We start from the raw sequence: 13,982 nt of genomic DNA, 5'->3' as shown, positions 1-13,982 counted from the left end.
CCGAATAAAAAATAATTTAATTGATTATATTAAAAAAAGGAAAGATGCCATGGCACCTTTCCTTTTAGCTTCAGGTATTTATTTACCTTCTACCATTCCTACTTTAGTTAAAGCTGATTCTAGAGCTTTTTGCGTTACTGCAATATCTCTATCCTCTTTTAACTTAGCTAATTTTTGTTTAGCTAATTCTGCTTCTTTTCTAGCTACTTCTACATCAATATCGTTGACATTGACAGCTTCATCAGCTAATACTAAAGTTCTATCTTTAGAGATTTCTAAAAAACCACCAGCTACGAAGAATCTCTCCTCGCCACTTTCAGTTTTTATCTTCATCTCTCCTACAGCTAATTCTGCAACTAAAGGAGCATGTTTTGCTAATATACCCATGTCACCTTCAGAAGTTCTAAGAATTACCCTTTCAACTTCACTTTCTAATACTTTTTTCAGAGGAGTTATAACTTCTAATTTAAAAGTCGCCATACATTATTCCCCCTTCATTAAGTCTCTTCCCTTTGCGATAGCTTCTTCGATACTACCTACATATAAGAAAGCTTGCTCAGGTAAGTCATCATGTACTCCATCTAAGACTTCTTTAAATCCTTTGATAGTATCTTTTACAGGTACATATTTACCAGACATTCCAGTAAATTGCTCTGCAACAGCAAATGGTTGAGAGAAGAATCTTTCGATCTTTCTAGCTCTACTAACTGCTAATTTATCTTCATCAGATAATTCATCCATTCCTAAGATTGCGATGATATCTTGAAGTTCTTTATATCTTTGTAATACTTCTTGTACATCTCTAGCTACTTTATAGTGTTCATGACCTACAACTTGCGGGTCAAGTACTCTAGATGTAGAATCTAGTGGGTCTACCGCTGGGTAGATTCCTAATGATGCGATTCTTCTAGATAAAACTGTTGTTGCATCTAGATGGGCAAATGTTGTTGCTGGAGCCGGGTCAGTAAGGTCATCGGCAGGTACGTATACCGCTTGAACCGAAGTGATAGATCCAGTTTTTGTAGATGTGATTCTCTCTTGAAGAGTTCCCATCTCACTTGCTAAGTTTGGTTGGTATCCAACGGCAGAAGGCATTCTTCCTAATAACGCTGATACCTCTGATCCTGCTTGAGTAAATCTAAAGATATTGTCGATAAAGAATAATACATCTTGACCTTCCTTATCTCTAAAATGCTCAGCTACTGTAAGACCAGTTAAGGCAACCCTTTGTCTTGCACCAGGTGGTTCGTTCATTTGACCATAAACTAATGAAGTTTTATCTAAAACTCCTGATTCAGTCATTTCATCAAATAAGTCTCTACCTTCTCTTGTTCTTTCTCCTACTCCTGCGAATACAGAAAGTCCTCCATGTCCCTTAGCAATGTTATTGATAAGTTCCATGATAAGTACAGTTTTTCCTACTCCTGCTCCTCCAAATAGACCGATCTTTCCACCTTTTAAGTATGGTGCTAATAAGTCTACTACTTTGATTCCAGTCTCAAGAATTTCTACTCCTGTTCCTTGGTCCTCAAAGTTCGGTGCATCTCTATGTATAGGAGCTGTCTCTTCAGCAACAATTTCTCCTGCTTCATCGATAGGTTCACCTAATACGTTTAAGATTCTACCCAATACTGCTTTTCCTACTGGAATAGTTATAGCTGCTCCAGTATCTGTTACCTTCATGCCCCTTTGTAAACCATCTGTTCCATCCATTGCAACGGCTCTTACAACATTGTTTCCTAAATGCTGTTGAACTTCTGCAACTAGGATTCCACCATTTTCTAACTCTATCTTGATAGCGTTATAAATTTTTGGTAAATCTCCTGGGAACTTTACGTCTACTACAGGTCCAATTATCTGTATAAGAGTTCCTTTATTTTCCAAAGTTCTCCTCCTCTTTTATTATTATTGCTGTGCCAACGATCCACTTACGATTTCCGCAATTTCTTGTGTTATGGCAGCTTGTCTAGCTCTGTTAAATTGCAGAGTTAAACTTCCTACTAATTCATCGGCATTGTCAGTTGCATTTTTCATGGCAGTTTTTCTAGCTGCATGCTCACTGGCCGTATTATCCAATATAGATTGATATAATACTATATTTAGATATTTAGGTAACAATGTCGATAATATATATTCTGCTGAAGGTTCAAAGATATACGGCTCATTAGATTCACTCTCTACCTTTTCAATAGGAATAAGTCTTTTAGTCGTAAGATCTGAGCTTACAGCTGAAACAAATTTTGAATATATGATGTAAACTTCATCAAATATATCTTCTAAATAAAAATCAACAATATTCTCACTGATCTCTTTAGCTTTATCAAACATACTTTCTGGAATTAACTGGATATATTCACCTTTTAAATCATAATCTCTTTTTTTACAATAATCTCTACCTTTTTTACCCACGGCAATTATTGAAACTTTCTTATCTGGATTTTCTGCCTTTAGTCTTTCAAGAGCTTTGTTTGCTTGAGAATTAAATCCTCCACAAAGTCCTCTGTCAGAAGTCATAAGTACAACTCCTATCTTCTTAACTTCAGCTTTTCCATCAAACAAAGAATTTTTCTCATTCTTTATACCGGTTGCAATATTACGTAATATTCCGTCCATGGCTTCTGAATAAGGTCTTGATTCTCCTACTAATTTAGAGTATCTCTTAAATTTTGTAGAAGAAACAACTTCCATTGCCTTAGTTATTTTATGGGTAGATTGTACTCCTTTGATCCTGCTCTTTATTTCTTTAATATTCGCAGCCACAATCTCACCTCACTTAACTAAAATTTGCTTTAAATTCTGATATAGCCTTGTCTATCTTAGCTTCTAAATCTTTGTCTAAAGCTTGCTTTTCTGCTATTTCATTTAAAACAGTAGAATTATTTCTTAAATCAGCTATTAAATCACTTTCAAATCTACCGATATCTTCTAATGCAACTGAATCTAAATGACCCTTAGTTACAGCGTAGAATGAGATTACTTGCTCCTCTACTTTATATGGTCTATATTGAGCCTGCTTTAACATTGCCATGATTCTATGTCCTCTTTCTAACTGAGCTTTAGTTGCCTTATCCAGGTCAGAACCAAATTGTGAGAAAGATAATACTTCATTATATTGAGATAACTCTAATTTAACTTTAGAAGCTACTTGCTTCATCGCTTTGATTTGAGCTGATCCCCCAACTCTTGATACAGATATTCCTGCGTCAACTGCTGGTCTTTGTCCTGCATTAAATAGGTCAGTAGTTAAGAATATTTGCCCATCTGTAATCGAGATTACGTTTGTTGGGATATATGCTGCTACGTCTCCTGCTTGAGTTTCGATGATTGGTAATGCTGTGATTGATCCAGCTCCCATCTCATCTGATAACTTAGCCGCTCTCTCTAATAATCTACTATGTAGATAGAAAACGTCTCCAGGATATGCTTCTCTGCCTGGTGGTCTCTTTAATAGTAATGACATTTCTCTGTAAGCGATGGCATGTTTAGTAAGATCATCATATATGATTAAAACGTGCTCTCCCTTTTCTGAGAAATATTCTGCCATTGCTACACCAGCATATGGTGCAATGTATTGTAATGAAGCTGCCTCAGATGCTGTTGCTGCTACTACGATAGTGTTATCCATAGCTCCTGCATCTTCTAACTTTTTAACTATATTTACTACAGTCGATCTTTTTTGACCTATTGCTACGTAAACACACTTAACTCCAGTACCTTTTTGATTTATAATTGTGTCGATAGCTACTGCTGTTTTACCAGTTTGTCTATCTCCGATTATAAGTTCTCTTTGTCCTCTACCGATTGGAACCATTCCGTCTATTGACTTGATCCCAGTTTGCATTGGCTCATGTACAGGTTTTCTTTGAATGATACCTGTAGCTTTTTTTTCTATGTTCATTCTAGTTTCGGCTTTTATTTCACCTTTACCATCTATTGGATCTCCTAGTGCATTTACTACTCTTCCTAATAACGCCTCTCCTGCTGGAACAGATGCTATTTCTCCTGTAGCTCTTACTTCATCCCCTTCTTTAACTGCCGTTGCGTCTCCTAAAAGTACCGCACCTACGTTATTTTCCTCAAGGTTTTGAACCAATCCTCTTACACCATTTGGAAATTCTAATAATTCTCCGGCTTTTGCATTGCTTAAACCGTATATTCTAGCAATTCCGTCTCCAACTTCTACTACAGATCCTGAAGTTTTTATATCTAAAGATTTTTTATAATTTTCGATCTCAGTTCTTATAATAGAACTGATCTCTTCCGGTCTAATTTTCAACTAGTACACCTCCTACCACTATTTTTTCCATAAAGTTTCTAGTTGTCTCTTGATACTACCGTCTGTGATTTCGTCCCCAATTTTAAGGATTCCACCTGCGATAATAGAGCTGTCTATCTTTACAGTTAAGTTTATTTTTTTACCTGTTTTTGCCTCTAATTTTTTAATTAGATTTTCTTTTTGTGCTTCATTAGGTTCTAGTGCAAAGGTAGCTTCTACATCTACTATTTGATTTTTCTCATAATAGATCTTTAAAAACTCTGCTACAATAGATCTAATGTCTAATAGTCTATCTTTATCAATTAAGTAATTTACTATATCCATCTCAACTTCATCAAAGTTAGGAAATACTTTTTTTACAAAGTTCTTCTTATCCTCTTTTGAAATCAGCGGATGAGCTACTAAATTTTTAAACTCTAAGTTTTCTAAATATGTTTCCATAATAGAATTAAGAGTATCATAGACTTCAGTTACTTTATTTTCTCCTGCAGCAATATCATAAATTGCTACAGCATATCTTTTTCCTACTTTAGCTCCTATCATTTAGTATCCCCTACCTCATCAATGAATTGGTCTAGTAAGTTTCCTCCTAGTTCTTTATTCATCTTTTCATTGATCATCTTTTCAGCTAATGTCGCTGCTAACTTAGTAGCTTCAACTTGTAATTCTTTTCTAGCTTGAGATTTCATCTTAGCGATATCAGCTTCTGCTGTTGCTATCATTTTTTCTCTAGTAGCATTTGTTTCCTTAAGAATAAGTTCTTTTCTTTCTTCAGCCTTTTTTTCTGCCACAGTTATTATCTTGTTAGCTTCTAATTTTGCTGTTTTTCTTGTCATAGCTGCTTCTTCATTTAAGCTAGCTGCTAATTCCCTATCCTTTTTAGCATGAGTTAATTCTCCTGCTATTTTTTCTCTTCTTGTTTCTAAGAAATCATTCAATGGTTTATGAAAATATTTCTTGAAAACAAAAATAAGTATAACAAAGTTTATTATTTGCCAAAATAGATTAATATCTATACCTACTGCTGGCATGATTGTCTCGTTCAAACTAACTACCTCCTCTCTTAGAAATTTAATCTAAAACCTATCTATTAGATTCAGGTTAGTTTATCCTAATAATCCGATGAATGGATTTGCGTATAATAATATTAAAGCGATTACTAATGAGTAGATACCAGTTGATTCTGATATTGCTTGTCCCATTACCATTGTAGAGATGATATCTCCTTTAGCTTCTGGTTGTCTTGCTACAGATTCTACTGCTTTACCTGCTGCGTAACCTTCTCCTATTCCTGGCCCTAATCCTGCGATCATTGCTAACCCAGCACCTAAAGCTGAAGCTGCTAATATTATTGTTTTTGCTGTCATCATATCCATAATTTTTTACCTCCTGAAATTTTTTATAAATAATTTTTGTTATTGCTTAATCTTCTGTTGCCATTGACCCTTGAATATATACCATTGTTAACATGGTAAATACGAAACTTTGTACCAGACCTTGGAATAGGTCAAAGTATAGATGTAATGGTGCTGGTAATACTGCTGGTGCTGCCATATATAACAGTCCCATGATAACCATTCCTGCAAATGCATTTCCAAACAAACGCATAGATATATTAGTTGGTTTAGCTAATTCTCCGATTATATTCATCGGTAACATAACTGGTGTTGGATCACATAATCCTCCTACATATCCTTTTATACCATTTTCTTTAATAGCAACATATATAAACATAAATGTTGTAATAAGTGCTAGTCCTAACGTAGTGTTGATGTCTGCCGATGGAGATCTAAGTAATGGTGAAATTACAAATTGTCCATTTACTGTACTGAATCCTGGAATTGGAAAAAATGATGTAATATTAGATATAGCTATAAAACTTATTAAAGCTGATATATAAACTACAAATTCCTTTCCTCTTTTACCAAACATTTGTGTTACTAAACTATCATATACATCATACAATGTTTCGAAAAATGCTTGTTTTTTCCCTGGTACCATCTCAAGATTCTTTAATCCCCAATTGAAAAATAGGAAAAATAAAGCTATCAATGCCCATGTTGTTACAACCGTAATTGTTACTGGAATCCCATATCCCCCATTTGCCATTTCCATAGCGAACGAAAAATTATGAGGAGTCGGTATAAAAAATACTACCTTCGGTCCTTCAACTAGTGGCGGCGTAATCACGCTTACAGCTCCAGCTTTCACAGCAACTTTTAATACAAAGTTTATAACTACTGCTACGACTATTGCTACCCCTGCAAAGACTTTAAAACTCATTGGTTTCTTACTCATAGTAAAACTACCCTCCTTTCATGAAGTTAATTTTTTAGTCTGTGTTTCAATTTATTTATAAATCCATTAACACCAAATAATAATATGTTGAACTTAACATTTAAAAGTCCCATTCCTCCCATTACAATACCACTAAACCCGATGAATTTAGCCATTAAAAATAAAAATATTCCATATATAAAATACCTTTTGGTATATCCTAATATTGTTAATTTGTTAGCATTTGAACTATGTACCGAAACTTCTGCGTCCCTTATGGTCATGTACAAAGTCAAAAGCGAAACTAAAGAGCCGCCAAACACAGCCAGTAGCACTAATTTATCCCAAGTTACTATCCCATATATAAGTATCAGTGCAGATGTTATCACACTGTTTCTTATGAGTATCTTCAATTCTTTTCCCATAATCATACCTCGTTTTTCATTTATTTTCCCTTTTATAAATTTACTCTATTTTCTACTATAAAGTCAATCTTTTACACACTCAAATTAAACTTAAAACAAAGTCATTTCTTTTTCATTATCAGTTTATAAGCGTTATAAAATCCCCCTACAACACCTAATATTATAAAAAAAACAAATAAAAATATATTTTCACCTATAAATTTTGCAATTACTTTATAGATAAAAATACATATCAAAATACTAAATATTATAGTGAACCCCAATTGAGTCAATAAAGATAAGTAATAAAATATGTCATTTTTGCTGCCCATATCCATATCCTCCCACTGAGATTTTCATATAAATACTTTACTACCTGCTGGTCGGTTGTGTCAAGGGGTATATATTTAAACCATCCTTGATATAATAATACATTAGTATTGTTTTTTCATTTGTATTCTTAATTTATCCTTAAGTTTATACTTTTTTTTGCTTTTCCATACGTTTTTATTACATTCGATACACATATAAATTTTCAAAGTTATTAATTTCACTAAAAATCTTATCATATAATGTGTAAAATGTAAACATTTTTACTCTTTGCACTCATTTTTTTAGACCTATTGTCCTTAATTTTCAGTAGTTATTTTTTCTTGATTTTTAAAAAAAGTGATATAGATAGCATCAATATAGTCGTTATTATTCCTATTCCCATAGTTAACATTACATTAAAGTTACTACTTACCCATCCAGAGATCGGAGAATATATTATCCCTCCTACAGACCCCGATGTCATTATAAAGGTCATCAAACTAGGGCTTATACTTTTCCTTCCCTCAGTTCCTAAAGCGATGATAGACGGATATAAACTTGAAAATCCAAATCCCAAAAGACCTACAAATATATAGGTTACCCAAATTCCTTGAACCAGCATCAGAGTAAAATAAGATATCAAGGCTATAGATAATAGAGTTATTACCATATTAATCACTGTAAATTTATGACCTAATTTCCCTGCTATTAGTCTTCCACCTGCTATAAATAACCAGAATATAGAAAGTGAGATCTTAGCTTCTCCTCCATATGCTCCTTTATTTACCATGTATTCAACTATCCAATATGAAAATATCATCTCTGTAAAAACATATAAAAAAAGCATCGCTGCCGATAAATACACCTTAAAATCCCATTTAGCTGGCTGAGATTCATTTTTTTCATCTTTTTCATGGGTAACGCTACTAAAATCTGTTCTTAGAGCCAAGAAAATAATTACAGCTACCAAAGTAAGAAGAGTCATGTATACCATATTCCAGCTCAGACTGATTCCAATGAGTGTCGCTGCTATAATAGGAGTCAATACTGCACTTATAGAATATGAAAAATGCAAAAAATTAAGTTTCCCATTTCTATCTTCAGTAAACGTATTTATAATCAGATAACTAGCCAAAGATATGTATACTCCTATTCCTAAACCTGATAGTATTAAACCCATCATAAATATATTTACATTTTTTGTTAAAATCATAAAAAATGTTCCAACCAATATAAATAAACTAGATAAAATAACCTCTAATTTCAATGGGACTATATCTAAAAACACCTTATTGGCAATCACTGTAATCATACTTGCCGTTGAAAATACCGTGAATAAGTATTGTAATTTTGAGGTAGTTATCCCAAAACTTTCTGCCATCTCTAACTTTAAAGACCCTTGAGATAAAAAAGCTATCCCCATATACGCAAACATGATATATGATATCACCATGATATTTTTTCTATTCTTTTCCATTTTTTCTCCCTTTTTGATGCAGACTAAAACCTAACAATATAATGCAGATAATAGCCAAAATCTTTACCAATTTTTAATAATTTTATTTTTTAAGAGTAAAGAATATTCTTTCTCCTGCTAATTCAGAGTTCTCTTCTACTTCTACCACTTGGAACCCTACTTCTTTAGCTGTATTTATAATCTCATCTACAGTAAATATCTTCTTCACATATTCCTCTGTTATCTTTTTAAACATCCCATTTTTTTGTTTCACGAAGAAAGTTGTATCTACGTAATCTATCCCTTCCTCTATATCTTCTTCATGTTCCCAGATGATCATTATATCTCCCCTATCATCTATAAAGTTCCCTCCTGGAAACATCTCTTCCATCAGTTCTCTAGTAACTACATCAAATATATATAGTCCATCTTCACTTAGGTTTTCCCATACACTAGAAAAAGTTTTTTTCAGCCCTTCCAAAGATATTAGATGGTTTACGGTATCAAAAAGAGAGATAACCACATCATGTTTTTTATCCAATTTTAATTCCCTCATATCCTGCACATAAAATGATGCTGAATCTATCTTCCTGTTGGCTATTTCCACCATCTCTTTAGATAGATCTACTCCTGTCATCTCATAATCAGGAAGCAATCTAAGAAGCACTTCTCCAGTTCCACACCCTAAATCTAAGATAGTTTTAGGAGAATCTCCATACCGTTCTATTTTTTCTTCGATGATATTCTTCCATCCATCATAATCTGCGTATTCCATCATTATATCGTATACTTTGGAAAAATTTTTATACATACTCATCATCCTCTGTTTTTATAATTTTTAGGTGATTTTAGATAAAAAGAGACCCTTATAAAGAACCTCTTTTTATTTAATTATCCTAATTCTTTTTTTACTACATCTGCTATCTCAGCTGCCACTGAATCTACTTGAGTTTTATCTTTTCCTTCTACCATTACCCTTACTAACGGTTCTGTTCCAGAAGTTCTAACTAATACTCTTCCTAACCCGTCCATCTCTTTTTCCTTTATCCTTATAATCTCTTTTATTGCATTATTTTCATTCCAAGTATTTTTCTTAGAATTTTCTACCCTTACATTGATTAAAATTTGCGGCCAGTCAACTATACCAGATACCAATTCATCTATAGATTTTCCACAGTCACGTAGTGCTTCTACTAATTTTAGAGATACTAAAATTCCATCTCCTGTAGTATTGTAGTCTGACATTATTATATGACCTGATTGTTCTCCTCCAAGATTTAATCCCTGTTCTTTCATCTTAGCTATCACATATCTGTCTCCTACATTAGCTCTCACTAAAGTAATCCCTTTGTTTTCAAGATATTTTTCAAACCCCATATTACTCATAACAGTAGTCACTACTTTATTATTGTTTAACTCATCTTTTTCTTTTAAATTTAAAGCTAATATAGATATGATCTTGTCTCCATCTATTATATTTCCAAATTTATCTACTGCCATCAATCTATCAGCATCTCCATCATAGGCTAGTCCTAGATCTGCACTGTACCCAACTACAACTTTAGCTAAAATTTCTGGATGAGTAGATCCGCACTTCACGTTTATATTCGTTCCATTAGGCAGGTCATTTATAGATACTATCTCTGCTCCTAATCTAGAAAATATCGATCTGGCTAATTTAAATGCTGCTCCATTAGCTGAATCTAAGATTATCTTCATCCCTGAAAAATCTCCCTTTATAGTAGACAATAAAAAATCTCTATATAAAAAATAATCGTCATCTTCCATTAGAACTTTACCAACTTTATCCCCTGCTACACATTCCTTTGAAATTTCCTCATAACTGTCCATTAAATCTTCTAATTCTAACTCTATCTCATCTGGTAATTTCGTACCATTGCTTCTAAATATCTTTATCCCGTTATCTTTAGCCGGATTATGAGAAGCTGAGATCATTATTCCTGCGTCAGCTGATTTTGCCTGGGTAAGATATGCTACACCTGGAGTTGGTAACACTCCTACATATGTAATATGAACACCCATTGAAGATAACCCTGCCATCAGAGCTGATCTTAACATGTATCCAGATATTCTAGTATCACTTCCGATAACTACATCTATCTTTTTTTTATCAGGATTTTTTTTCTTTAAATAATAAGCCAGGGCATAACCCAATCTCATGGCTATATCCACCGTTAGTTCCCTATTGGCTTCTCCCCTTATCCCATCTGTTCCAAAATATTTTCTCTTTTGCATCTCGTATCCCCCTATATTTTACCCTTATTTTCCTATATGAGTAATTTATGAATATCCCTCTATAAATTAGAAGGTCTCAATTTCAATCTACTGGCTATAACTCCTATAACTCCTCCAGATACCACTCCTATCCCCAAAAATATCATCACAAATATCAATATGGACCTTCCCATAATATCGGTATTTCGAAATAGAAGGAAATATACCACTATCAATTGTACTATATTATGGGTGAGGGCTGAAAAAATACTTATTGCCACAAGACTTATATGTTTTTTTAGACTATATAGAAAACACATGGCTCCTGTACTTATTACCCCTGATGTCAAACTTATAAAAAATCCTGGGGTAAAAAGGGTCCCTATCATCATCCCTTGGATGAGTATCCTTAAAAACAAAACCTCAAAGGCCATCTTTTTTCCAAATTTTACTAAAACTATTATCGTAGCTAAATTAGCTAACCCCAATTTCATCCATGGAAAGGGTTTTGGAATTATAGTTTCGAATAACGAAAAATAGAGAGCTAGCAGCACAAAGGCTACTAAATAAAGCTCTCTTTTTTTATTTTCGTTTTTTTTATTTCTTTTCACAACTATACTCTTAAGCCAGCTTCCATTCCAAGTAAGTGCTCATATTTTTTTATGATTGGATTGATCTCTTCCTCTATAAATTCCACTGTTTGTTGAGGAGCAAATCCTACAAATCTCTTTGGATCTAAGATTTTCACTAATTCTTCTTTATCTATATTGAAGTATTCATCAGCTAAGATTCTATCAATAAGGTCATTCTCCTTACCTTCTATCTTAACTTGCTTTCCTGCTTCCATAGAGTGTTCTCTTATTCTTTCATGTAATTCCTGTCTATCTCCACCATTTTTTACACCTTCCATGATAACGTATTCAGTTGCCATGAACGGTAATTCAGACATGATTCTTTTTTCTATCATCTTTGGATATACTACCATTCCATCAAAGATATTTTGTAAAATTACTAACATTGAATCCACTGCTAAAAACGCCTGTGGTACAGATAATCTCTTGTTTGCTGAGTCATCTAATGTTCTTTCAAACCATTGAGTCGCAGATGTCATAGCGGTACTTTGTTGCATAGCTATTACGAATTTTGCTAGTGATGATACTCTCTCACTTCTCATTGGGTTTCTCTTATATGCCATAGCTGAAGATCCGATTTGTTTCTTTCCAAATGGTTCCTCTATCTCTTTTAAGTGTTGTAATAATCTGATATCGTTAGTTAATTTATGAGCCGTTTGAGCTATATTAGACAATAAATTCAATGTTTCTGAATCTATCTTTCTATCGTAAGTTTGACCTGTTACCATAAATCTTCTATCGAAACCTAATTTTTTAGAAACCATGATATCAAGCTGTTTTACCTTGTCATAATCTCCGTTGAATAATTCTTCGAAACTAGCCTGAGTTCCAGTTGTTCCCTTCACTCCTCTAAATCTCATATTTTCCATTCTGAATTCTAACTCTTCGAAATCTAACATTAAACTTTGTAACCATAATGTAGTTCTCTTTCCTACTGTAGTAAGTTGTGCAGCTTGGAAATGTGTAAATCCAAGGGTAGGAAGATCTTTGTATTCCATTGCGAAATCAGACATATTTTTAAATACATTTACAAATTTCTTCTTTAAGATCTCGTATCCATCTTTTATTTGAATTAAATCTGTGTTGTCTCCAACGTAAGCAGAAGTCGCTCCTAAATGGATAATTGGTGCTGCTGAAGGTGCTTGTACACCAAATGCATGCACATGAGCCATTACATCATGTCTTACCTCTAATTCTCTCTTAGCTGCAACATCATAGTTGATATCGTTCACATATTTTTTCATCTCTGCTATTTGTTCATCGGTTATGTTCAATCCTAATTCTTTTTCTGATTCTGCCAAGGCAATCCAAAGCCTTCTCCAGCTTGAAAATTTCTTATTCGGTGAAAAGTTTTCTAACATCTCTTTAGATCCATATCTCTCTACTAACGGGTTTGAATATACATTCATCATTATTCTCTTCATCTCCTAATATATTTTATCCACCACATTTTATGGTAGTTATTAAACTCTTTATATCTTCCTTCTTTTTTTCCAAATGAGATACTATTTTTTCCACATCTTCTGCAGATTTTATTGTCCAAGTTAAAGTCAGTGTATCTCCCTCTAAATTTTTAGGAACACCCACTACCAATCCCTTATTTTTTATTGAATTTGATAATCCCTTAACTTTGTTCATAGCTTTAGTCATGACAGGATTTCTATACTCCCTTATGATTTTTAAAAATTTCATCGTGTCGTGTTTTCTGTTATTGTTTAATTCTATCTCCATTTTTTCTATAAATTCTAAAAAATTTATACCCTTTATATTTTTTAATTCCTTAAAAAATTCTCCTACCTCTTTTTCGGCAGAATATGAAAGATGCAGATGTTTTTCTGCAAATTCTATTATGCCTTTGTCTTCAATAAATTTATATTCCATAAACCCCTCTTTTGCCACCTTTCCTACATCAGGAAAAAATTCTAAAACACACTACATTTTCTCTTCCTTAATTGCAAGAAAAAGAAGTTTCAAACAGATAAACTATACCGTCTTCCCCTGTATCTCCATAATATCCCTTTCGGATATTGATCTTTTTAAACCCCAGACCTTCATACAGGTTGATCGCCGTTTCATTGGATACTCTTACCTCTAACATCAGGTTCTTATCCAAATTTTCCAAGACAGACGTGAGGAGTTTTTTTCCCAGTCCTCTCCCTCTATAAATAGGAGAAATAGCTATCTTTACCACCTCATATATATCTATACTATCAAGTAATATAATATAACCTGCCAGCCTGTTTCTATTGAATATCCCGAGAAATTTATAAGATGGTTTTCCATACATATCAGCCAAAGTTGAGATCCTATAACTATTTTTAAAGGAAATTTGCTCTATATCAAAAAGGTCCATCAATTCGTTCTCTTCTATCTCTCTTATATCTGTCATT

Annotated in this window: 17 protein-coding genes; all 17 read right to left on the bottom strand. The window is 33.4% G+C overall.

Annotated elements, in window-relative coordinates; genetic code table 11:
• Positions 1 to 78 precede the first annotated feature (78 nt).
• The 17 genes from atpC to rimI all read right to left on the bottom strand — a co-directional run bounded on the left by atpC (position 79) and on the right by rimI (position 13,981).
• Complete coding sequence (atpC, locus tag K337_RS0102500) at positions 79 to 480, bottom strand: ATP synthase F1 subunit epsilon (protein ID WP_028855190.1); 402 nt, start codon at positions 478 to 480, stop codon at positions 79 to 81.
• A gap of 3 nt (positions 481 to 483) precedes the next feature.
• Positions 484 to 1,884, bottom strand: a complete 1,401-nt coding sequence (gene atpD, locus K337_RS0102495; RefSeq protein WP_028855189.1) for a F0F1 ATP synthase subunit beta — start codon at positions 1,882 to 1,884, stop codon at positions 484 to 486.
• A gap of 21 nt (positions 1,885 to 1,905) precedes the next feature.
• The gene (atpG, locus tag K337_RS0102490; protein WP_028855188.1) at positions 1,906 to 2,760 is read right to left on the bottom strand and encodes an ATP synthase F1 subunit gamma; all 855 of its coding nucleotides are present in this window, start codon (positions 2,758 to 2,760) and stop codon (positions 1,906 to 1,908) included.
• A gap of 13 nt (positions 2,761 to 2,773) precedes the next feature.
• The gene (gene atpA / locus K337_RS0102485; protein WP_028855187.1) at positions 2,774 to 4,276 is read right to left on the bottom strand and encodes a F0F1 ATP synthase subunit alpha; all 1,503 of its coding nucleotides are present in this window, start codon (positions 4,274 to 4,276) and stop codon (positions 2,774 to 2,776) included.
• 18 nt (positions 4,277 to 4,294) lie between these two features.
• Complete coding sequence (gene atpH / locus K337_RS0102480) at positions 4,295 to 4,819, bottom strand: ATP synthase F1 subunit delta (protein WP_028855186.1); 525 nt, start codon at positions 4,817 to 4,819, stop codon at positions 4,295 to 4,297.
• On the bottom strand, positions 4,816 to 5,322 hold the full coding sequence (atpF, locus tag K337_RS0102475; protein ID WP_156877295.1) for a F0F1 ATP synthase subunit B: 507 nt from the start codon (positions 5,320 to 5,322) through the stop codon (positions 4,816 to 4,818). The genes atpH and atpF overlap by 4 nt, the downstream gene beginning before the upstream one ends.
• Before the next feature lie 60 nt (positions 5,323 to 5,382).
• Positions 5,383 to 5,652 (bottom strand): ATP synthase F0 subunit C, encoded by a 270-nt coding sequence (gene atpE / locus K337_RS0102470; protein WP_028855184.1) that lies wholly within the window; start codon positions 5,650 to 5,652, stop codon positions 5,383 to 5,385.
• Between the two features lie 46 nt (positions 5,653 to 5,698).
• The gene (atpB, locus tag K337_RS0102465) at positions 5,699 to 6,487 is read right to left on the bottom strand and encodes a F0F1 ATP synthase subunit A (protein WP_028855183.1); all 789 of its coding nucleotides are present in this window, start codon (positions 6,485 to 6,487) and stop codon (positions 5,699 to 5,701) included.
• Positions 6,488 to 6,600: 113 nt separating this feature from the next.
• The gene (locus tag K337_RS0102460; protein ID WP_028855182.1) at positions 6,601 to 6,978 is read right to left on the bottom strand and encodes an ATP synthase subunit I; all 378 of its coding nucleotides are present in this window, start codon (positions 6,976 to 6,978) and stop codon (positions 6,601 to 6,603) included.
• Between the two features lie 101 nt (positions 6,979 to 7,079).
• A complete protein-coding gene (locus K337_RS0102455; protein WP_051251570.1) occupies positions 7,080 to 7,289 on the bottom strand; it encodes an AtpZ/AtpI family protein in 210 nt (69 codons plus the stop codon).
• A 311-nt stretch (positions 7,290 to 7,600) separates the two neighbouring features.
• The gene (locus tag K337_RS0102450; protein WP_028855180.1) at positions 7,601 to 8,746 is read right to left on the bottom strand and encodes an MFS transporter; all 1,146 of its coding nucleotides are present in this window, start codon (positions 8,744 to 8,746) and stop codon (positions 7,601 to 7,603) included.
• 82 nt (positions 8,747 to 8,828) lie between these two features.
• Positions 8,829 to 9,536, bottom strand: a complete 708-nt coding sequence (locus K337_RS0102445) for a class I SAM-dependent DNA methyltransferase (protein ID WP_028855179.1) — start codon at positions 9,534 to 9,536, stop codon at positions 8,829 to 8,831.
• 80 nt (positions 9,537 to 9,616) lie between these two features.
• The gene (gene glmM / locus K337_RS0102440) at positions 9,617 to 10,981 is read right to left on the bottom strand and encodes a phosphoglucosamine mutase (RefSeq protein ID WP_037029084.1); all 1,365 of its coding nucleotides are present in this window, start codon (positions 10,979 to 10,981) and stop codon (positions 9,617 to 9,619) included.
• A gap of 59 nt (positions 10,982 to 11,040) precedes the next feature.
• Complete coding sequence (locus K337_RS0102435; protein WP_028855177.1) at positions 11,041 to 11,571, bottom strand: Gx transporter family protein; 531 nt, start codon at positions 11,569 to 11,571, stop codon at positions 11,041 to 11,043.
• Positions 11,572 to 11,573: 2 nt separating this feature from the next.
• The gene (gene purB / locus K337_RS0102430; RefSeq protein ID WP_425414006.1) at positions 11,574 to 13,016 is read right to left on the bottom strand and encodes an adenylosuccinate lyase; all 1,443 of its coding nucleotides are present in this window, start codon (positions 13,014 to 13,016) and stop codon (positions 11,574 to 11,576) included.
• A gap of 13 nt (positions 13,017 to 13,029) precedes the next feature.
• Positions 13,030 to 13,473 (bottom strand): hypothetical protein, encoded by a 444-nt coding sequence (locus K337_RS0102425; RefSeq protein WP_028855175.1) that lies wholly within the window; start codon positions 13,471 to 13,473, stop codon positions 13,030 to 13,032.
• A 67-nt stretch (positions 13,474 to 13,540) separates the two neighbouring features.
• Complete coding sequence (gene rimI / locus K337_RS0102420) at positions 13,541 to 13,981, bottom strand: ribosomal protein S18-alanine N-acetyltransferase (protein ID WP_028855174.1); 441 nt, start codon at positions 13,979 to 13,981, stop codon at positions 13,541 to 13,543.
• Position 13,982: the final 1 nt, after the last annotated feature.

Source organism: Psychrilyobacter atlanticus DSM 19335 (assembly GCF_000426625.1).
Lineage (GTDB): Bacteria > Fusobacteriota > Fusobacteriia > Fusobacteriales > Fusobacteriaceae > Psychrilyobacter > Psychrilyobacter atlanticus.
Note: the sequence above shows the minus strand (reverse complement) of the source record. Positions and strands in the feature narration are given on the sequence as shown.